This window comes from Marinomonas sp. ef1, assembly GCF_002806845.1.
GTDB lineage: Bacteria > Pseudomonadota > Gammaproteobacteria > Pseudomonadales > Marinomonadaceae > Marinomonas > Marinomonas polaris.
Genome location: NZ_NHTT01000004.1, coordinates 1 through 21,536, shown reverse-complemented (window position 1 = coordinate 21,536; position 21,536 = coordinate 1). Strand labels below are relative to the sequence as shown.

18 protein-coding genes are annotated in these 21,536 nt (G+C 42.8%); 11 read left to right on the top strand and 7 right to left on the bottom strand.

The genetic code is table 11. The features are described 5' to 3' along the window. The first annotated feature begins 24 nt into the window (after positions 1-24). The 6 genes from cyoA to CCS02_RS06665 all read left to right on the top strand — a co-directional run bounded on the left by cyoA (position 25) and on the right by CCS02_RS06665 (position 6,793). Positions 25-1,071: a ubiquinol oxidase subunit II gene (gene cyoA / locus CCS02_RS06690; RefSeq protein ID WP_198515339.1), complete on the top strand. Its 1,047-nt coding sequence runs from the start codon at positions 25-27 to the stop codon at positions 1,069-1,071. Further along, a complete protein-coding gene (gene cyoB, locus CCS02_RS06685) occupies positions 1,071-3,050 on the top strand; it encodes a cytochrome o ubiquinol oxidase subunit I (protein WP_100636174.1) in 1,980 nt (659 codons plus the stop codon). The genes cyoA and cyoB overlap by 1 nt, the downstream gene beginning before the upstream one ends. Before the next feature lie 2 nt (positions 3,051-3,052). Then, entirely contained in the window at positions 3,053-3,664 is a 612-nt protein-coding gene (gene cyoC, locus CCS02_RS06680) for a cytochrome o ubiquinol oxidase subunit III (protein ID WP_100636173.1), read from the top strand. Next, positions 3,664-3,987: a cytochrome o ubiquinol oxidase subunit IV gene (cyoD, locus tag CCS02_RS06675; protein ID WP_100636172.1), complete on the top strand. Its 324-nt coding sequence runs from the start codon at positions 3,664-3,666 to the stop codon at positions 3,985-3,987. Before cyoC ends, cyoD begins: the two co-directional genes overlap by 1 nt. A gap of 86 nt (positions 3,988-4,073) precedes the next feature. Further along, complete coding sequence (cyoE, locus tag CCS02_RS06670) at positions 4,074-4,964, top strand: heme o synthase (protein ID WP_100636171.1); 891 nt, start codon at positions 4,074-4,076, stop codon at positions 4,962-4,964. A 167-nt stretch (positions 4,965-5,131) separates the two neighbouring features. After that, positions 5,132-6,793: a tannase/feruloyl esterase family alpha/beta hydrolase gene (locus CCS02_RS06665; RefSeq protein ID WP_100636170.1), complete on the top strand. Its 1,662-nt coding sequence runs from the start codon at positions 5,132-5,134 to the stop codon at positions 6,791-6,793. An 11-nt stretch (positions 6,794-6,804) separates the two neighbouring features. On the opposite strand, the gene CCS02_RS06660 is transcribed toward CCS02_RS06665, so the two are convergent. After that, positions 6,805-7,554 carry an SDR family oxidoreductase gene (locus CCS02_RS06660; RefSeq protein WP_100636169.1) on the bottom strand — a complete coding sequence of 250 codons (750 nt, stop codon included), beginning with the start codon at positions 7,552-7,554 and terminating at the stop codon, positions 6,805-6,807. 235 nt (positions 7,555-7,789) lie between these two features. Between CCS02_RS06660 and CCS02_RS06655 the strand changes: the two genes are divergently transcribed. Continuing rightward, positions 7,790-8,398, top strand: coding sequence for a gamma-glutamylcyclotransferase family protein (locus CCS02_RS06655; RefSeq protein ID WP_100636168.1), 609 nt, complete (start codon positions 7,790-7,792; stop codon positions 8,396-8,398). A gap of 1 nt (position 8,399) precedes the next feature. Continuing rightward, positions 8,400-9,449: a class I SAM-dependent methyltransferase gene (locus tag CCS02_RS06650; RefSeq protein ID WP_232728834.1), complete on the top strand. Its 1,050-nt coding sequence runs from the start codon at positions 8,400-8,402 to the stop codon at positions 9,447-9,449. 73 nt (positions 9,450-9,522) lie between these two features. Here CCS02_RS06650 and CCS02_RS06645 read toward each other — a convergent pair whose 3' ends face one another. From CCS02_RS06645 to CCS02_RS06635, 3 genes are all read right to left on the bottom strand, one after another. Continuing rightward, positions 9,523-10,572 carry a phosphorylcholine phosphatase gene (locus tag CCS02_RS06645; protein ID WP_100636166.1) on the bottom strand — a complete coding sequence of 350 codons (1,050 nt, stop codon included), beginning with the start codon at positions 10,570-10,572 and terminating at the stop codon, positions 9,523-9,525. 113 nt (positions 10,573-10,685) lie between these two features. Then, a complete protein-coding gene (locus CCS02_RS06640) occupies positions 10,686-11,303 on the bottom strand; it encodes a LysE family translocator (protein WP_100636165.1) in 618 nt (205 codons plus the stop codon). A 111-nt stretch (positions 11,304-11,414) separates the two neighbouring features. After that, positions 11,415-12,548: an acyltransferase family protein gene (locus CCS02_RS06635; protein ID WP_100636164.1), complete on the bottom strand. Its 1,134-nt coding sequence runs from the start codon at positions 12,546-12,548 to the stop codon at positions 11,415-11,417. A 214-nt stretch (positions 12,549-12,762) separates the two neighbouring features. Here CCS02_RS06635 and CCS02_RS06630 point away from each other — a divergent pair, with 214 nt between their 5' ends. After that, a complete protein-coding gene (locus CCS02_RS06630; RefSeq protein WP_100636163.1) occupies positions 12,763-13,221 on the top strand; it encodes a DUF1456 family protein in 459 nt (152 codons plus the stop codon). Between the two features lie 230 nt (positions 13,222-13,451). Beyond that, the gene (locus CCS02_RS06625) at positions 13,452-14,507 is read left to right on the top strand and encodes a hypothetical protein (RefSeq protein WP_100186262.1); all 1,056 of its coding nucleotides are present in this window, start codon (positions 13,452-13,454) and stop codon (positions 14,505-14,507) included. Between the two features lie 67 nt (positions 14,508-14,574). Here the strand turns inward: CCS02_RS06625 and CCS02_RS06620 are convergent, their stop codons facing one another. Next, positions 14,575-15,534, bottom strand: coding sequence for an AraC family transcriptional regulator (locus CCS02_RS06620; protein ID WP_072838654.1), 960 nt, complete (start codon positions 15,532-15,534; stop codon positions 14,575-14,577). A gap of 226 nt (positions 15,535-15,760) precedes the next feature. Between CCS02_RS06620 and CCS02_RS06615 the strand changes: the two genes are divergently transcribed. Further along, positions 15,761-16,075: an antibiotic biosynthesis monooxygenase gene (locus CCS02_RS06615; RefSeq protein WP_072838653.1), complete on the top strand. Its 315-nt coding sequence runs from the start codon at positions 15,761-15,763 to the stop codon at positions 16,073-16,075. 46 nt (positions 16,076-16,121) lie between these two features. Here CCS02_RS06615 and pbpC read toward each other — a convergent pair whose 3' ends face one another. Next, positions 16,122-18,410 (bottom strand): penicillin-binding protein 1C, encoded by a 2,289-nt coding sequence (pbpC, locus tag CCS02_RS06610; RefSeq protein WP_100636162.1) that lies wholly within the window; start codon positions 18,408-18,410, stop codon positions 16,122-16,124. Next, positions 18,410-21,536 (bottom strand): alpha-2-macroglobulin family protein (locus tag CCS02_RS06605; RefSeq protein WP_332870745.1); only part of this gene is annotated, 3,127 nt, incomplete at its 5' end. The genes CCS02_RS06605 and pbpC, both read right to left, overlap by 1 nt.

Sequence of the window (21,536 nt, the reverse complement as noted above, 5' to 3'; positions counted from 1 at the left end):
TTTTGTGAACATAAGGGTTAGAGGATGATTCTCTTGTTAACTCGTATCCTAAGTAAAGTCGCTTTGGCGCTAATGGTGGGCTTGCTCGCCGGTTGTCAGGGTGGTGTGCTCGATCCTAAAGGGCAAGTAGGTATTGAAGAGAAGCAACTAATTATTGTTGCTACTTTGTTGATGCTGCTTGTTGTGATTCCTGTTATCTTCATGACACTTTATTTCGCTTGGAAATATCGTGAAGGTCGTGACGAAATCTACGAACCAAAATGGTCGCACTCCACAAAAATTGAAACCATTGTTTGGATTATTCCAATTATAATCGTCATCATTCTTGGTGTGATTACATGGAAATCCACTCATGCACTAGATCCTTATAAGCCGTTGAAATCGGATAAAGATCACATCAACGTTCAGGTCGTTTCGATGAACTGGAAGTGGTTGTTTATCTATCCGGATCTTGGTATTGCCTCTGTGAACGAGCTGAGATTCCCAGCAAACGTTCCTGTTGCTTTCCAGATTTCTTCTGAAGGCACAATGAACTCATTCTTCATTCCTCAATTGGGTAGCCAAATTTACTCAATGGCAGGCATGGTGACTAAGCTTCACTTGATCGCAAATGAGCCTGGTACGTTTAAAGGTATCTCTGCGAACTACAGTGGACCTGGTTTTACCAATATGAAGTTCAATGCGATCGCTATGGAAACCGAAGCAGATTTTGATGCTTGGGTAGAAGGCGTGAAAGCTGGTTCTCATGACGTTATTAACAATGGCGTATTGAATCAAGTCTCTTATGACAAGCTTGCTGAATATGATGCAGATCCTCATCACAAGCATGAAGCAACTCCAGTTCAGTATTACAACTCAATTGAACCAGGTATTTTCACGGACAACGTTATGAAGTTCATGAAAGATCATGGTCAAGTTGAATTGCTGAAAGGAACTTCATTTGAACCTAAAATGATTCACGACGGTTCTGATCATGGCGAGATGAATCACGGTGAGATGAATCATGGCGAAATGAACCACGAAGCATCTGAACACTCATCTCACGAGATGCACATGGAGGCAGATAAATAATGTCTATTCTAGGTAAATTATCTTTAGATGCGATTCCATTCCATGAGCCAATCTTGATTGCGACATTTAGTGTCGTTGCCCTTGGTGGATTGATACTTGCATTCTTACTGATTAAGTACAATTTGCTTGGTACTTTGTGGAACAATTGGCTAACGTCAGTTGACCATAAGCGCCTTGGCGTTATGTACATAGTACTTGCACTTGTGATGCTACTCCGTGGTTTCGCGGATGCTGTCATGATGCGTTTGCAGTTGGCTTTGTCTACTAATGGTGGAGAAGGTTACTTACCCCCTCATCACTATGACCAAGTCTTTACGGCTCACGGCGTTATCATGATCATCTTTATGGCTATGCCATTCATGATTGGTCTGATGAACATTGTTTTGCCTTTGCAGATTGGTGCTCGTGACGTTGCGTTCCCGTTCCTAAACAACCTTAGCTTCTGGCTAACGGCTGGTGGTGCGATTCTAGTTAATATTTCTCTATTCGTAGGTGAATTTGCTAAGACTGGTTGGGTGGCTTATCCGCCATTGGCTGGCTTGGAATTCAGCCCGGATGTAGGGGTTGATTACTATATATGGGCGCTACAGATATCTGGGATAGGTACGACCTTAACCGCTGTTAACTTCTTGGCAACAGTGTTTAAAATGCGTGCTCCTGGCATGAAATTGATGGATATGCCGATCTTCACTTGGACCTGTACTTGGGCCAACATTTTGATCGCTGCATCATTCCCAATTTTGACAGTGACTCTTGCTCTATTAACTCTTGACCGTTACCTAGACTTCCACTTCTTTACGAATGATGGCGGTGGTAACTCAATGATGTATATCAACTTGTTCTGGGCATGGGGTCACCCTGAGGTGTATATCCTTGTACTTCCAGCATTTGGTATATTCTCTGAAGTTGTGTCTACCTTTACTGGTAAACGCTTGTTTGGTCATAAATCCATGATTTGGGCAAGTGGTGCGATTTCCATTCTTGGATTTATCGTATGGCTTCACCATTTCTTTACCATGGGTTCCAGCGCTAACGTAAACGCCTTCTTCGGTATGGCGACTATGGTTATTGCGGTGCCAACGGGTGTGAAACTATTTAACTGGTTGTTCACTATGTACCGTGGTCGCCTTCGTGTGACTGTGCCGGTTCTATGGACTCTTGGTTTCATGGTGACTTTCACTATCGGTGGTATGACTGGTGTACTACTTGCAGTACCAGGTGCTGACTATGTGTTGCATAACAGTTTGTTCCTGATTGCCCATTTCCATAACACCATTATTGGTGGTGCGGTATTTGGTTATCTAGCTGGTTTTGTTTTCTGGTTCCCGAAAGTGATGGGCTTCACACTTAATGAAAAATTAGGTAAAGCAGCTTTCTGGTGTTGGTTAGTTGGTTTCTTCTTAGCCTTTATGCCTTTATATGTTCTAGGCTTCTTGGGTATGACGCGCCGTCTAAACCATACAGATAATCCAGACTGGAACATCTGGTTATACATCGCTTTGGTTGGTGCTTTTGTAATCATGGGCGGTATTATTTGCCAGTTACTACAATTGTACGTCAGCTTCCGTGATCGTAAAGACAACATGGACACTACTGGTGACCCATGGAATGCGCATACTCTAGAGTGGGCAACATCTTCTCCACCACAGTCTTATAACTTCGCGGTTATTCCAACTGTTTCTGATATCGATGCGTTTACCGATATGAAAGAGAAAGGTGAAGCTTATGTTCGTAAAGACAGCTATGCACCAATCCATATGCCTAAGAACACTGCTTCCGGTATGTTGATTTCTGGTTGCGTAACGGTAATGGGCTTTGCATTGATCTGGCACATTTGGTGGTTAGCAGCGCTTGGTTTGTTCGGCGGTTTTGTATTCCTTGTTATCCGAGCTTACACCAAAGACGTTGATTACTATGTTCAACCAGATGAAATTGCTCGTACCGAAAATGCGTATCTAGATAGCGTGGCTAAGGGGTAATCATGAGCACGACACATATGAATACACACGACGCTCACGACGAGCATCACGACCACGATCCAGCACCGCATAATGTGTTTGGGTTCTGGCTATATCTAATGACGGACTGTTTGTTGTTCGCTTCCATTTTCGCTACCTACGCTGTGCTCTTTATGAACACAGCAGGCGGTGTTTCTGGTAAAGATATTTTCGAGTTGGATTTCGTTCTTGTTGAAACCGCATTACTACTTGTTTCAAGTATTACGTACGGTTTTGCGATGATCTGCGCGCACAAAAAAGATAAAAAAGGCACCATGTCTTGGTTGTCTGTTACTTTTCTTTTGGGTGCTGGCTTTATCGGAATGGAAATCTATGAATTCCATCATTTGATTGTTCATGGAAACGGTCCTCAGGCTAGTGCGTTCTTGTCTGCCTTCTTTACCCTTGTGGGTACTCACGGCTTACACGTAACAGCTGGTTTGATCTGGATGGCGATCCTGATGATCGAATTGACTGTATCTGGTTTTGGTAGCCGAACTGTCACTCGCTTAAGCTGCTTAAGCTTGTTCTGGCATTTCTTGGATGTTATCTGGATCTGTGTTTTCACCGTTGTTTATCTGATGGGAGCGATCTAATGAGCGATCATTCTTCTGAAGCGAATTCACACGGCAGCGTTAAGTCATACGTAACCGGCTTTGTTTTATCTGTTATTTTGACAGGTATTCCATTCTGGATGGTAATGACAGAAGCGTTTGATAAGGGTCCAACTTACGTAACGATTATTTTGTTAGCCATTGTTCAGATCTTTGTTCATTTGAAGTATTTCCTTCATTTAAACTTCACTTCTGAGCAAGGTAAGTTAGACGCTTATTCTTTCTTGTTTGCTTTGATGATTATTGTGATGGTTGTCGCGTTATCCGTATGGATTATATTCGCTTCCAACGCAATGATGATGTAAGCAGAGTAATTTGATGATTATGCGGACTTCTTTCATTATAAGTTTTTCCATTATAAGTAATGTGTGTCCGATGGGAGCCTATAAAGATGTTTAAGCGTTATCTTCAGGTAACAAAGCCAGGCATCATTATGGGCAACCTCATCTCTGTTGCGGGGGGCTTCTTTTTAGCCTCTCGTGGCGAGATTGACTGGATTCTTATGCTAGCGACAGTGGTTGGTTTGTCGTTGGTGGTTGCTTCTGGCTGTGCCATTAACAACTATATTGATAGAGATATTGATGCAAAAATGCAGCGTACGCGTAACCGCGTTACGGTGAATGGTGAGATGTCTGGTAAAGCGGCATTTTTCCACGGTATTGTGTTAGGTGTTATCGGTTTTGCTTTGTTGTCGTTCTTCACTAATTGGGTTGCTGTTGCTTTTGCAGTATTCGGTTATGTGGTTTACGTCGGTTTATACACTATGTATTTCAAGCGTAAGTCCGTATATGGGACTTTTGTTGGTAGTTTATCTGGTGCTGTTCCGCCAGTTGTGGGGTATTGCGCCGCAGCAGGTCAGTTCGACGCTGGTGCTGCTATCTTGCTTACTATGTTTTGTATTTGGCAAATGCCGCATTCTTATGCAATCGCCATTTTTCGCTACAAAGATTATGAAGCGGCAGGAATTCCTGTCTTGCCTGTGTCACAAGGTATCGCGAAAGCAAAACGCCATATAATTCTACATATTGCCGCCTTTGCGGTAGTTGCAGCGCTTTTACCGCTGACAGGCTATGTTGGGATTGGCTTTATGGTTGTTGCTCTGGCTACCAGTCTTTGGTGGCTTGCTATGGCGTTACGAGGCTACCGTCCAGGTATTGATGTGAATGGATGGGCACGACAAGTGTTCTTCTTCTCCATCATCACGGTAACTGCTCTTAGTGTGACCATGGCATTAGATTTTAATGAAGTATCACCAAATTTACTGGTGTTTGCTGCCCATTAATTCATGCTTTTCAAAACGGGCTTTTTAGCCCGTTTTTTATTTCCTTCCTGTTTCTCTTGATAACTTTCTATTTATCTCATTATTCGTTATTTTGAATGCTTGCGCGTAAAACCTCATGCAGGATAATTTCTTTGGTTTGACATTAAAAATCAAAAAGGACGATGTGAATGAAAACGCTTTTAACCTATTTTGTACCGGTTTTGACACTTGTCTTGTTAGGCAGTAGCACTGCTGCCTATGCAGTGAATTGCCAAACATTAGTTACAAAAGCGCCTCAAAATGTAGAAATTAAGACAACAATGATGGGACGAGACAAAGATGTTCGAAGTCCTTATTGCTTGGTTTCAGGTGTCATGTCACAACGTATGGGTGTTGACGATAAGTTTTATTCGATTCAATTTGAGCTACGGTTACCTAACTTTTGGCAAGGGCGTTTTGGATATCAGTTTAATGGTGGCAGCGATGGCGAAGTTAAGCCTGCTTTAGGTGCGATGACAGGGCTTCTTAGTTCTCAGTATGCGATCAACCAAGGCTTTGCCGTTGTTTCAAGTAACGGCGGTCACGATGCCCAAGCTAATCCAGAAGCCGGGCTTGCTGGTCCTGTAGTATTTGGTCATGATCCAGAAGCACGTCGTGATTATGGCTATGGTGCTGTTCAAAAGTTAAACCCTGTTGCTCGTTCTTTAATTGAAAGCTATTACGCATCACCTATTAAGTATTCATATGGGCTTGGTCAGTCTAATGGTGGACGTATGGCGATGGTCGCCGCGTCGCGATTCCCTGATATGTTTGATGGCTTGTTGGTGGGCTATCCAGGCTTTAACTTACCTAGAGCTGCCTTACAGCATGCTTGGGATATTCAGGCGTTGCATCGAGTAAACGACGATATTAGCCAATCGTTAACACCACGAAATTTGAAAGTGTTCGCAAAACGTATCTTGGATCAATGCGATACCTTAGACGGTATTAGCGATGACATGATATTTGCTGCTGATACTTGCCAAAAAGTCTTTGACCCCAAAGCGCTAGTTTGTAAAAGTAATTTTGATCGCGACTGTTTACCGCTAAACAAAGTAGCCGCTTTGATGCGTATACATATGGGTCCACATGACTCAAAGAATCAAGCTTTATACACCGATTGGGCTTATGACACGGGAATTAGCTCTGATAACTGGCGCATGTGGAAAGTAGAAAGTACGATCTCAGATTGGAGTAATAAACCTATCAGTGTTGTGATGGGAGCTGCTTCATTAGCGCATATTTTCACGACGCCTTTTACGAATGTTGCGGGCAATATTTATGTGTTAGAGAATTATCTGCTTAAGTTTGATTTTGATAAAGACGCGCCTAAAATCTATGCGACTAATAATCAATTCAAAGAGTCTGCGATGACTACCATGACAACGCCAGATGCAGCCAAACCAAAATTGACTGAGTTTAAGCAACATGGTGGAAAGATGATCATCTTTCATGGCAATAGTGACCCAGTTTTTTCGGTAAAAGACACTATACGTTGGTATGATTTTTTGGATTTCATGCTTGAAGGTCGAGCACCAGAGTTTGTACGTTTATATCGTATTCCCGGTATGCCTCATGGACAAGGTGGTCCATCAGCGGATCAATTTGATATGCTCCAACCTTTAATCTCATGGGTAGAAAGAAAGCAAACACCTAAGCACATTGTCGCTGCCACACGAGAAAAAAATCCAGAAATTACTGCTCGTATGGCTGGTATGACACGTCCTTTGTGTCCTTATCCATCTTACGCAAAGTACAATAAAGGCGACTTTCTTCAGGCGACCTCTTTTCAATGTGTCATCGCCAAATAATCTACTCTAGGTTAGCGACCGCCGCCTACATCAATAAAGCCACCTGTGGAATAGCTAGATTTATCGCTGAGTAACCAGAGGATGGCTTCCGCGACTTCTTCTGGTTGTCCACCTCGCTGTAATGGTAAGTTGGGGCCGATGCGATCCACTCGCCCAGCTTCACCACCATCGGCGTGCATGTCGGTATATATCAATCCCGGTCTGACCACGTTAACTCGAATGCCATCTCCAGCGACTTCTAAGGCAAAGCCTTTGGAGAAAGAGTCGACCGCTCCTTTGCTCGCCGCATAATCTACATACTCATTTGGAGAGCCATAGACAGAGGCGAGAGAAGATACGTTCACGATAGCACCACCTTGACCGCCGCAGCTCACTGCCATGTCGTGAAAGGCTTCTTGGCAACATTGCATAGTGCCGAAAACATTGGTTTGAAAGATGCGTTGCCAGCGATCGGGCTGGGTATCAACAAAACGAGCTTGTTGATCTAACACACCGGCGCTATTAACCAATGCTTTAATTGGTCCCCAATTACGTCTAATCGTTGAGAACATTTCTGTGACTTGTTTAACATCGCTTACGTCTGCTTGTAGGCAATGAGCCAAGCCACCTGAAGCGATAATATCGGCAACGATTTTTTCAGCTGATGAGGCATCTTTTCGATAGTTAATAACTACTTGATAGCCTTGCTGAGCGGCAAGCTTCGCTGTTGCCGCGCCAATCCCTCTCCCGCCGCCAGTAATCAAAAGTATTGGTGATTCCACACTACTCTCCTTGTTGTTTTTTATAATTCTTAACAATAACGTGCTAGAACAAGCAAAACCAGTCGAAAAATCATCAAAAATTACGCATGAATAGTGTAATAAATGCCCTGATTTTGCGTTTTATCTATCCTCCTTTATCGATCAATGAAGACATAAGCTAGTACTGTCTAAAGCCACACGTTATCATGCAGGTTATCTGGGAATTTGATTTGGCACGTTTTGTTTGGAGGCCGCTATGAGCGCATTAGATCGACACTTTATTTTGGGCTATGGCAGCCTAATTAATGGTGAAAGCCGTGCGAAAACTGGCGAAACAGGCAAGGTTTGGCCTGTTAAGTTACATGGATTCGAGCGTCATTGGTCGGTAATGTCAGTTGAGTATGGTATGAGCTCTGTTGCTGTGATCCATGCTCCTGAGAAAGCCTGCAATGGTGTTTTAGTTGAAGTGCCTTATGATCAATTTCCTTTATTTGATGAACGGGAAAAAGGTTACCAACGAGCAATGATCGAAGTTAAGCAATTAACTACGTATCAAGATCATCCTTTGCCAGAAGGCACTTATTGGATTTATCACACGGATGATGTGACTGAACCACACGATGAGTGTCCTATTGCACTAAGTTACCTAGATGTTATTTTGTCTGGTTGCTTAGAACACGGTGATGATTTTGCGCAAGACTTTCTAACCTTAACCAAAGGCTGGGCATCGCCTTTGTTGAATGATCGAAGAGCACCGCGTTATCCGCGAGTGCAACCAGAACTTCCTACTGAGCGTTTGAATACTTTATTAGCGCCTGTAACCACCTTATCTATTAAAGAGCTATCTGTAACTTATGAATCTTAACTTGACGAGCCAATTGTTGGTGCGCAACGAAGAAGAATTGGTCGGCAAAATTTTATTTGCTAACCCTGAAGACACCTATCCACTTGATTTAAGCAAAAAAACGGATGTGTATGCTTGGTGCCAATCTAAAACCTTTTATGATGCTTTGTTGCGAGTCGGCTTTGCGGATGAAAAACTGTTCTTGTCCGAGCAATGGGCGCTAGAGAATGGCAGTGACTTCGATCACATTGTTATCTATCAGCCTAAAGCCAAAGAGTTATTGGATTATTTGCTTGCGTCAGTGTTACCTCTTTTAAAAAATGGTGGACAAATATGGCTGGTGGGTGACAATAAAAGCGGCGTTAAATCCTCTATGAAGCGTCTAGAAGCGGGATTAGACGAGGTAGGTAAGCATGATGGTGCCAAACACTGTTTGCTTTACGCAGGCTACAAGCGTCGTCCTGCGAAGCCATTTGTATTTGAAGATTGGATTGTAACTTGGAAGCAAGAGGTTGCAGGTCAAACATTAACACTGTGCAGTTTGCCGGGTGTCTTTGGGCATGGCAAATTAGATAAAGGCACCGACATCTTATTAAACCAGCTAAACCAGCATCGTTTTATGAGTGATGTTGCTAGCGCTCGATTACTCGACTTTGGTTGTGGTGACGGCATTATCGCTCTTTGGCTGCATAACAAAACTGGCGCGCGTATTACCGCTTTAGATGATAGTGTCTTGGCGTTAAAAGCAACGGAATTAACCTTCGCTGCGAATCAAGTCAGCGACGCGGTGACTTTAATTGCTTCCAATGGCTTAGATGAAGTTAAAGGCCGCTTTAACTATGTCGTTACCAACCCACCATTCCACAGTGGCGTGAATACCGACTACAGTATTGCTGAAAGCTTCTTTATGACCGTTAAACAACACCTTACATTGAACGGCGAGCTGTTTGTAGTTGCGAACGACTTCTTGCGTTATCCACCAATTTTAGACGCGGCGCTGGGTTCTCACACGCGTTTGTATCGAGACCGAGGCTTTGCGATATATCACGGTCGCCAACCGAAGAAGAAATAATGTTATAAGCTTTTGCACAACGAAAACGCCCATTTGTGAAAACGGGCGTTTTTTATTTTCTATAACATGAGTTTTAATGCAATTGATCCGGTGTCACAACGAGCCAATTTTTATCAGCCGTGACGGGTTGTCCCAATTTAGATTGCTGCTTAGCGGCATCGTCCCACCAAGCTTCCATTTGTTTCATGTATTTCTCTTTGCGGTTTACCCAAATGCGCATGCCGCCTTTGTCGGTGTCTGTGCCATTAAACAGCATGTAGCCATCGGAAAGAGGTGAGTCACCGGCGACAAGTACGGGTTTCTTCCATTGGTCAATCCAGCCAAGGATCGAGCCTAGTTTGCCTTCGTACCATGTCATCGGGTTCATTAAGAAAGCTGTCATTTGAAGGTCGAGATTCTTCTCCTGATTGTATGTTCCTTGTTTGATTTGCAGTCTAGATGTTGTCAAATCGCCTGTTTTTTTGTCTTTTAGCAGCATATTTACGCCAATAACGTTTTCAGGTTTGACGTTGTAACCGTATTTTGGATCACTGGCGATCATGCGAACAATCTCTTCGCTCGCTGCTGTCATTACATAGACTTCAATGCCATTTTCTTGCAGACGATTATAAAGTTCTGTCATGCCAGCAAAAACCTTAGGTGTTTTCACGCTGCTTTTAACAACCTTGTTGCCATCGTAATAGGTGATAGGAACAGGCTTGTTATACGCCATCACTTCATCAACATAACCTTTCAGTTCTTTTAAAGTGAATCCTGCGAAGATCTGCGCTACCCATGGGTAACAAACTAAATTGTCGATTTCACAAAGACGGTAGTAATAGCTGTTTAGGCTTTCTTTATAATCCGCAGTGTCTTTAAAGGGGATGATTTTTAGGGATGGGTCCATTGTGTCGCGGGTTAATGAGCCTTTCATTTCCAGATAAGGCAAAAGAGATTCCTCGATATCGTACTGATAACTGGTGTTATCCATATCAAAGACAGCATAAGCGCCCGTATTTGCATTTTTTTCAATCATGTTATCTAACTCAGAGGCGACGTCTTTAGGCCAGTGAGTCAGTTCCGTAGCCTGCAGTGAAGCACTGCAAATAATGAGAGAAGTACAGAGAAGGGATGATAGTTTCATTTGGGCTCCTTATTTTATGACACCTAAGGGTAACCTTTATAGGCAATGGTAACTAACATCAAAACCGACAGCTTCTTGCTTAAGATATGTCCGTAAGATATGTCCGTAAGATATTAGCGATCAGTAAATGCGAGCTTCATACCCAATAAAGCAAAACTTGCTGCAAAGGTTCGTTGCATATATTTTGCAACTTTAGAAGAGCCAATTAAGTATCGACGCGCTTTGCTTGCGAGTGTTCCATATAGAATAAAAACAATGAGCGTCATTGCCATAAAAATACCGCCAAGTAAAAGCATTTGACTGGTCGCTGAAGTTACATTTGAGTTAATAAATTGTGGTAAAAATGCTAAGAAAAAGATAGTCAGCTTTGGGTTTAAAACATTGATCAGGCAGCCTTTCAGAGCTACTTGAAATAAGTTGATGTTTTGCTCTTCTTTTTTCTCTAATGCTAATCCATCAGTTTCACGCCACATACACCAAGCCAGATAAAGCAAATAGGCAACACCGATAAATTTTACAACTTGAAAAGCCATTGCGCTGGTATTCAGAATAACAGCTAAGCCAAAAATACTGGCTAGCATTGAAGGCACTATTCCCAAAGTACAACCTAGCGCTGCAGAAAATGAAGCACGAGCTCCTTGAAACAGTCCTGTTGAAATCGTGTAAATCACTCCAGTGCCAGGAATGAGCACTAAAATTAATGAGGTAATTAAAAACTCTATGCTAATCATAATCCACGTCCTTCAATGCTTTTCGATAAAACCAGTTCTGTGACTTTAAGAGATTACAATAAAAGTATAACAACAAATATTATTATGTTTCAGGGGAGATGTATTTGATCATTATGCTCCAATCAGTAATCGGCTTTTCGAACCAAATAGACGCTTCAATTTCCCTATTAACCACACCGACCCATAGAACTGAAAGACGAACAAAAATACCGATGAAATAAGACTGTAGAGCACGGTATTGTTGGGTTCTATATAGCCTGCGTTAAGTAAAAAATATTTCGTATTTCCCCATATCATGCCCAATAATGGATGCAAAAAGAAAATTGCGAAGCTAATGGAGGCAAGCATGATTAAGTGTTTTCCAAGCGCTGACCAAACCCAATGCGAGCAAAAGCCAACCAGTAAAATACATAACCCCATTTTTTGAATAAACTGTAAATCGATACCACCCCATTCAAATGCCGTTTTGTGGAATCCCCCTGCATGAAATAAAACACCAGATTGCAGCCAGACTGTTGCGATCACCGTGATAACCGCAGCGACCAAAAAGTAGCTATAGTACTGCTTCATCCAATCTAAATATTGTGAGTACAGCATGCCCAATAAATAGAAGGGAGTGAAATACACCAATGACTGCAATACATTTACGTTATCTGCCGGGCGATGGATAACCACTGCAATAATAGTAAACGCTGCTAAAATAGAAAGCTGGGCAAATAATGGCAGTTTCAAATAGCGGAAATGCAGCCCTGAACATAAAAAAGTCGCCATAATGAAAGGAATGTACCAATGTGGGAACAATACGAATCCCTTTTGTAATACTTCCCAGCATAGGGCGAAGGCTTCTGGAACACTTGCCTGATCGACTAAGATAAAACCGAAGAAGTTTACGACAATAGCGAAAGCAGAAACTGCCAAAAATGGTACCAACACGTTTATCACTTTCTTCGACATAAAGCGGCGATAATCAAAGCGTTGGGCAAAGATGTGATGAAAGAAAAAGCCAGAAATAAATACAAAAACGCCTGTGCCACCACGAACGATGTTCTCTAACCAAACTGGGAAACCGTCATTGGTATTTGTTACAGAATGTCCTAACACAATCAATGCAATGGCCAATCCGCGTAGATAATCAAATTCTATAACCCGAACGACCTTCTTGGCTTTTGTTGGACTTGATTTATCGACTGAAGGTTTTTGGGAGGCCTCGATATCCATCAGTGTGGGTTTTTGCGTAATGTTCACTGGCTTACATCCATGAAAGTAAGAGATACAAGCTATTAAGTCGCCAGTTTTGTTTCTAATCAATATAGTTTGCAGACAGAATCTAGAATTTTACGATAATCATGCATTTTCGACGATATTCTTACGGATTTAGCGACAGATATAGGTAAATGCTTGCCAATCTGCTAGAGTCGCGCCTACTATTATTTATGCCCCCTAACACTAGGAAATCATTTTGAACAACAACGATATTTTACGCCGCCTTCGCTATACCTTTGACCTAAAAGAACTAGAGATAGTTGATATCTTTGCTGCAGCAGATGGCATTGAATCGCAAGAGCAAGTTACTAGCTGGCTAAAGAAAGAAGACGATGCAGGTTATGTCGAAATGATTGATGTAGAGATGGCAACATTTCTAAATGGTTTTATTAACACCAAGCGTGGTAAACGCGAAGGTCCGCAATCTGAACCTGAAAAGCGCCTAACCAATAACGCTATCTTCATGAAGTTGCGTATTGCGTTAAACCTGCAAGCGGAAGAAATCCTCGATATCATGTCGCTAGCAGAATTCAATCTAAGCAAGCATGAACTTAGCTCGTTCTTCCGTAAGCCAGACAATCGCCACTACTGCGAATGCAAAGACCAAATTTTGCGTAATTTCTTGATGGGACTGCAAAAGCAGTTTCGAGTTTAATTTAATATAGATACTTATCTATAACACTCCCGCCATAAAATAAAACTGCTCTCAAATCTGTTAGCAGTTTTTCTTAAAAATTAGCCTCTTTTAATTCTATTGCTCTTTTATTTGTTTTTTTTTGCACTTTATGTACAAAGTTTGCACTATTTGGCTATTTCATTACGCTGCTCTTTGCGATATTGGCTTCCCATAATAAATATAAATGAAAAATACAGGGCGGTATCAATATGCTAATGAAAAATAAAGTCGCGCAAGCTGTTATCGTTGCCAGCCTTTCCTCCCAAGGGTTTGCTCTGGAATTAGGTGATTTTAATGGCACTCAATTTAGCGTAGGCGGTTATCTTAAGGCCGAAGGTGTGTTTAATAACCCTGACGAAAGCAATAGTACTTTTGAAGGAAGCGCAAGCCAGTCTCGTTTGAATTTCACCGCTAGTCGTAAAGAGGGTGATCATAACCTGAAGGGGTTTATTGAAGGGGACTTCAGAGGTGCATCTTCAGTGTTTCGTTTACGCCACGCTACGATTACGGTTGATAACTTAACTATTGGTCAAACATGGACTGGACAATTCTTCGCTAATGCGCCGTTTGATACAGAAATGATTAATTTCTATGGAACTGGAATTGGTACTGTTTCGGGGAATGGCTCGGTTGTGAGACCTGATCTTGTTGTACATTATGCAAAAGACGGTATGCGTCTAACCTTACAAGATCCACTTTACAATGAAGCTCATTATCCTGATATGGTGGCAGCTTATACTCATCGTACATCAGGCGGTCATGCCTTAAACGTTGCAGTTACAGGCCGTGATGTTAGCTTGAATAATGGTGATTCTGAGTTTGGGGCAGCACTGTCATTGGCCGCAAAATTGAATTTTGGCGATACTAGTGTAACGCTGAGTGGTTTTTCTGGTGAAGGTGCTGCAATATATGCAGGCTGGGGTTATAACGGTGCTGCAGGAACTGCTGCTACATCAGAATTAGACGGCAATGGCGATTTAGTGACTGTCAGTGGCTTTTCAGCGGGCATTGGCCATAAGATAAGCGACAAACTTCGAGTTAACCTACGTTACGGCCAAGTAACTTCTGATGAAGTGAACTCATCTCTTGCCGATGACACTCTTAAAACAACAACAGCAAACATGATTTACACTTACCTTCCTGGACTTGAGCTTGGTGTAGAGCTACGTGATCAAAACGCAGCCTCCAATAGTGCTCCGAGCGGCAACATAGCAACTCGTCCAGCAGGTCAGCAAGTAGAAGTCATGGCGATGTATAAGTTTTAATAAAGAGCACTGACAAGAACAGACTGGGCTTTACCCTTTTGCCCAGTTTGTTTTTTTTAACTCTTAATCAATACGAAAAATCACGTAATGTTTGTGAAGGTAACTCCCCAATTTGCTCACGGTATTGAGCCGAAAATCTTCCTAAATTAGTAAAACCATACTTTAGTGCAACTTGTGTCACATTTTTAATACGCTCATTGTTTTTCAATTCAGAATGTATACTTTCTAATTTGAGACGACGAATGTAAGCAGAAGGTGTGAGTCCTGTCTCTCGTTCAAAAAGATTGTAGAGTGACTTACGACTGATTTGGCACAAATGGGCTAATTCATCGATTGCTATGTCAGTTGTAATATTATCCAACACATAATTGCGAATACGTTCGATATGGCGATGTAACGATTTGTTAGGAAGGGTGCTTGGGCCAACATTGCTATCAAACATATTTAAAATCCCACTGTTTAATAGTCTGCAATAATAAATCAATGCTCGTTCATAGAGCTCATCTTTATCTTGCTGCAATATGTCGTTTAGCAGATTAAACAAAGGCCCTGTCAGCGGGAATTGGCTTACTTTTGAATCGAACTGAATTGGATCTAAAGAAGATAAATAACCAAACTCTCGTGCTGTTTGATTTAAAAAATCAGTAGGAATTTTAACAATAAGCTTTCTACAGTCAGCTGAATCATTTGCCTCAAAACGGGTTTTTGGCATTATGAAAATAGAATCCCCCGCCTTAAGAATGCGCTTCCCATTTTGATGCTGCTCGACGCTATGACCCGCTAAAATCACGTGTAGAAAATAAGCGTTTTCTACATTGGAAGAACTAACGTGTGTAGCAAGGCCTACTGCATACTCTAAAATAGAAAGCGGTCCGAATTCTTTAAATCTCAAGGTAGTAAGCCTTTCTTGAGGCATACTTTGAATAAAATGATGCTCACCAAAACCCTTATCCAATAAAATACTAGCAAGAGTTTGTGCTGAAGCGTCTGCAACCTGAAGGTCGCAGGCAGAAAAATCAAACTTCATATTTACACACCAATGCATTAATTATTTTTATAAGTCAGCAATCTAGGTAAAACTTTGAATTCGTTTTACAGCGTCTATGAAGTGTAATACTTGGTGCTTTGAGTTAGTCATCCAATTTTGAGGTTAGCACATCAATTATTGATATAGTAAACAATATTAATATAAACAATGTTATGCGCCCTGATGAATCAGGCAGTAGATAGGTCATAGAAGAGGAGTAGTTAACGTGATCGCAAGAGAGTGGAAAGCCCGTTGCCCAATGGCTAAAAAAGAAGGTTTCATTGCTTACTTATATGAAACAGGTGTGAAAGACACATCTGCTACCGAAGGTTTTAAAGGGGCTCAAATTTTTGGTCGAGAAGTGGACGAGTTAACGTTCGAGGTAACTCTGATTACTTATTGGCCGACTCGTGAGTCTATTATTGCTTTCGCCGGTCAGGATATTGAAGTTGCCAAACTTTACCCAGAAGATGATGAATATGAGCTAGATCCAGATACCTTTGTTCGTCATTACGATGTGATAGAAAATCATTGGGTTTAACTCTGATCATAATGCCCACCAAGAGCGAAGATATAGATCTCTATTTCTAATAGAGAAGAACCGAAAATTCGACTTGGTCTCTTGAGCCAGCTTGGTCTATTAACGTGAGTTGATAGTTGCCGGATTTTAGGTCTTTTAATGTGGTTTTTCTTTGCTGGTCGGGTAGCAACACGCCGTTTAAAAACCAGTAAAAAGGCGCTTCTCCTCCTTCCGCAGAAATGGTGATTTCTCGGTTTTGTTGCTTCGGTAGCTGGAACGCATCTTGATTTGCAAGCCCGTAGATACGCACGGCAGATTGACTGACTAGATTGCCTGTTGTTTCACATCTAGGATCCCAGCTCGGTATCCGAGATGATCGGCGTTGTTCCAAGCTTAGCCAATTATCCAAGGGCGCAGGCCAAACGGTTACCTTATGACGTTTGGCGTTAACCTGACAGCTTATATTGACTCGTAACTTGGAATCATCTGCTTGCCAGAATTGAAATTCAGATTGGTTGAATGGCTGCTGTAGCGACGCAGTGTTATACCAAGTCTTAGGAATGGTGCCGTCAAGAATATAAGCACTGTGGCTCTCCTCACAAACCGTTTTAACTATGTCACCTTGTGGCCAGCATATGTCTACTTTAGACACGCTGTCGGGTATCAGAGGATCTGGGCGTCGATCATTGAGCCGTTGATAAATATTGTTTAATAACGGCACTGCGGTAACTTGACCGTAATGGCCGGGCATGGGAACACCATCGGGTCTGCCAATCCAAACGCCTAATGTATAATGTTGGCTCACCCCAATCGCCCACGCATCGCGGAATCCATAGCTTGTGCCGGTCTTAACCGCTAAGCCAGAAACAGAGTCTGGATTATCTAATAATATTTTGCGAATAATCCAAGCGGCGCCATTGCTCAACAGCGGTTGTTGTGATTGTTTATCCTCGGTACTAAAACGCAGATGCTGTGCTTGGCCTTTGTTTCCAAGGCTGGTGTAGGCATAGACAAGATCTTCTAAATCAGAGCCAACTCCACCGAGAGCCACTGCCAAATTAGGCTTTGCTCCGGTCGGGAGTTTCAACTCGATGCCTGCTTTTTTCATTTTTAAGAAAAAATAAATGGGCTTGAGCTGTTCCAATACTTGCACCGCTGGAATATTCAGGCTTTTTTGCAAGGCATGGGTGACGGATACTGGTCCACTGATGCCACCATTGAAGTTGTCGGGTTGATAGTCCCCGAACTTGAGTGGCACATCCATTAATAAACTTTCGCTATGAATTAAGCCTTCATCCAGTGCCATACCGTAAATAAAGGGTTTAAGTGTTGAACCTGGCGAGCGTGTGGCTTGCACCATATCCACATAAGCGAAACGGCTGCTGTCGTTGAAATCGGCTGATCCCGCGTAGACTTTCACCTTGCCTGTTTCGTTTTCGACAACCAATGCGGCTGCCGAAACTTTCTGACCAATACCATGGACATAATTTCTGAGCAAATTGCTGATCTGACCTTGCCATTGAGAGTGTATAAAAGTTTCTATCTGGGGCGACTTGTTGTGTGTCACTAACCTGCGAGCGAGCAAGGGTGCAGATTGATAGTCTTGTTTGGTTACAGCGGGAATATCTTCGATTAACGCATCGTTTAAGCGCTCGGTGGACCATTCTTTCAGTGTTACTAAGCGGCGCATTAATTTATCTCGCGCTTGTTGGGCGCGTTCGTTATGTCGGTCTGGTCGGTAATAGCTGGGCGCTTGCGGCAAAACTGCCAAGAGAGCTGCTTGGGCGTCAGTCAGTTGTTTCACCGTATGACCAAAGTAGCCCAAAGAAGCGGCTTGAATGCCTTCATAGGTGCCACCAAAAGGTGCGTGATTGAGGTAATAAGTAAGGATGTCGGTTTTACTAAAGTGCCATTCTAATTGTAGAGCACGGAAGATCTCTTTGAGTTTTCCCCATACGGTTCTGGCCTCTGGATAGCGAATGCGAGCAACTTGCATGGTTAACGTTGAGCCGCCAGAGACTATCTCGCCTGTGCTGAGCCATTGCCAAGTGGCACGAATGAGAGCAAAAAAATTAACGCCGGGATGATGGTAAAAATATTGATCTTCGTAAGTGATGAGCGCTTCAAGGTAGTTTGGGGAAACATCGCCTAAGGTAACAGGAAATCGCCACACGCCGTTTTCATCCGCAAAATTACGTAAAATAGAACCATCCTCGGCGAGAACCGTTTGACTCAGAGAGCGGGATTCTAAATCGACTGGTACAACCCAGTCGTATAATAAGAAAGATAAAAACAACAGTATTCCGGCGATAGGCAAATAAGCCCATAACCGGAATCGAGCCTTAAAGCGAGCCATTAACGAGGCAGTATTTCCAAAGTATTCATCGACGTACCAATGGCACGGTAATTAGGACGATACATATCTTCTACAAAGGGCGGTGCGACCTGATAAGTTCCCGGTGTGACAGCTCGGGCCAGATAGTAAAGTTTTTTCACCGAACGATTCATAAGACTTACGGAAGCCACAAAGCGATCATCCCGATATTCTTGGTACAGCAGGTTATTTTCGCGGAAGTAGCTACCAAGCGGTTTTTCGTCAATCATAATGCTATCCAAATCGACGCTGGCATTGCTGAGGTTTTGATTTTCTAATTCTAAACCTGCTGGTAAAAGGTCTACTACCAAGGCATCTGGGATACGTAAGTCATCACCAACCGTAGCAACATTTAATTCCACAATGACCAAATCTCCACTGGTTAGTCTTGTTGGCGTTGTCTGTTTGCCTGTCAGGTCGTAATACTGTCGACTAATGCGCAGCCCTTCGCTGTATGGCTCTGGGATGTTTTTAGGTGCGCCTTGATATTGTAGACTGATATACAATTTTTGGTTGTCTGCAGTAATACCTTGCAGCTTGCGCAACTGGTCTGCATCAAACATAGAGTTGAATGCCTTTTCTTTTACTAGTGACTGTTCGCCAGATGGTAATTGGATGGTAGCGCGCCATTCACTGTTTTTGTTAGCGTATTGGCGAGCTACTTTTAATAAAGCAATGCGCTCTTGTGTACTGAACCAGCGTTTGCTTTGTAGGCTCTCAATCATCTTATCGGCTAGATCTCCGTCGTCCAGCCCGAGCTCTAATGCCGCCGCAAGGCTAAGTGCTTGATCGCGCACAATAGAGCCATAATCTCGGTAATAAGCATACTGTTTGCGGTCAATTTTTAGAGCCAGTTCTAGTGCTTTTTGAGCTCTAGAGGTGTCATTTAACTGATGTAGAGCGCCCGCTAAATGCATCCAAGCAAGACCAGATTCATCTAAAAATGGTATTGATTTATCGTGGCCGGAAGCAATTACACCTTTGTTATTTGTCATTGCTTGATCATAGAGTCTACGAACGAAGCTCAAGCTAATAGCATCCGCTTTGGCTAAGACAAAGGCGGCATAAGCGCGATAAGAGAACTGATAATAATCAGAGCTGTCGCTCCACATGTCGCTTTCAGGGTTGTTGTTGACAAAGAAGGTCAATCTCTCGATGGCGCGTTTCAGCATGTCGTCATCGCCGACAATGCCTTGTTTACGCGCATCGATTAAAAATTCCGTAGCATAAACGGTTCCCCAGCGAGACTCCCAACTGCTCGAATCCCAATAGCCGAAGCCTCCATTGCTCAGCTGTTTAGCTTTAAGCTTTTCAATCCCGTTCTGGATTTGTTTTAGACGGAAGGCTTCGCTAAAAGGTTGTTTGAATTCTTGTTCAATACTGTCATTCAAATCGAGCTGACTGACCATGTCTTCATTTAACAATAGCCAAGGATAAGTCGAGCTGGTGGTTTGCTCTAAACATCCATAAGGATATTGTAATAAGTTTTCGAATTGACTTCTAAAGTTGATCGCAGGGCGTTCAGAAATGGTGAGCATGGCCTGAATACTGCTGTCTCGCAATGAACTGATATCAAAGCTCGGCTTCCACTGTTCGCCTGGCTCAAGCGTTGCGCGTAATTGATTTGTTGCCCAAGGATAAGGACTACGCACGCCAAGTCGCCACGTTCGCGTGATATTGATGTCGTCGCCATTGGTGGCATTAAGTGTAATAACACCTTGGCCTTCCATGTCCGCGCCTGTTATCGGAATGGAAAGTACGGTTTTTTCTTTATCAGCAAGTTCTAGACTTTGCTGCAAACCTTCGCTAATGACGGCACCATCGACTTTCACGCTGACATCAAATGTTTGCTTGGCATCGGAAAGGTTATGTAGATCAATGCTGATTTGGCTCTTATCACCCATCGCAAGGAAACGCGGCATGGCAATTTGCGATACAAGCTTGTCAGCGACAATCATTTCCTTGTGAGCGCTGCCGTAACTGTGATCGCCATAGACCACAACCATCCACTCCAATTTGCCATTGAAATTAGGCAGATCAAAACTGACATCGGCTTCGCCATTGACAAGAGCAACCGGTTCACTCAGGAAGGAGATAATTTGCACATCAGATTTTGGCTTTTTACCGCCTCGGCTGAGCTCGGTATCCGATTCATTAAACGCGTCGCCACCAAATTTCTGGCGGATCATGTCATAACCTAGGTTATTAATGATTTTGCCATAGATGTCGAAATACGCCGACTCAAAACGACGCGGAGCATAAAAATACTGCTCAGGTTGAGGTGGTTTATAGCGTGTAATATTCAGCACGCCTTTATCAACTAGGGCGACCGTTGCGTAAAGCGGCTGATCTCCGAGTTTGGATAAATTCTTGATATTAATATGAGCTTTTACTACCTTGTTTGGCTGGACTTTTTCCTCAGTAGTAAGTTCTACGTCTGCGATTGCATCTGGGCGAATGATAGGTAAATGGGTAATCCCCAATGCTCGCTTAGGTGCCACTTCTGTGACTTGGTCCGCTGGCGTTAACACCATCGCCGTGACGTATAAGTCATGTCGATTCCAATTTTGTTGAATATCGATGCTAACTTCATTTGTGCCTTTTTCGATGTTTTTATGAAGGCTGTATTGAACGCCATTAGTGGATTCCACATTGATAATGCCATCGCCAGCCACTGGGCTGTTTAAACGCAGTGTTGCTTTATCGCCGAGCTCATAGTGGTCTTTATCCAACGACATTTGCAGCATGTCGGGCTTTAGATTGCTGCTGCTTTGGTTATCCCAACTCCATTCTGTCTCAAACTCAAAGGTGCTTTTTGCACCCGTTTCAGAAGTGACTTCCAAAATATACGTACCCCATTGCACAGGGAAATCAACGGTGACAGCGTCGCCTTTCACGTCAATATTTTCGTTACCAACTGTATAAATATGGCTCTGATAATTCCAGTACCAGCCCCGGGATTCATTGTATTCCCAGAAGTATTCGCGGTAATTTCGAGACATGCGAACACTGAGCTTGTCAGCAACCTGTTTCCCTTTTTGATCGACACTTAGTAACTTAAATTGCAACGTTTCATTGGACGCTGGTCGATCTTTAAATAACGGCTGG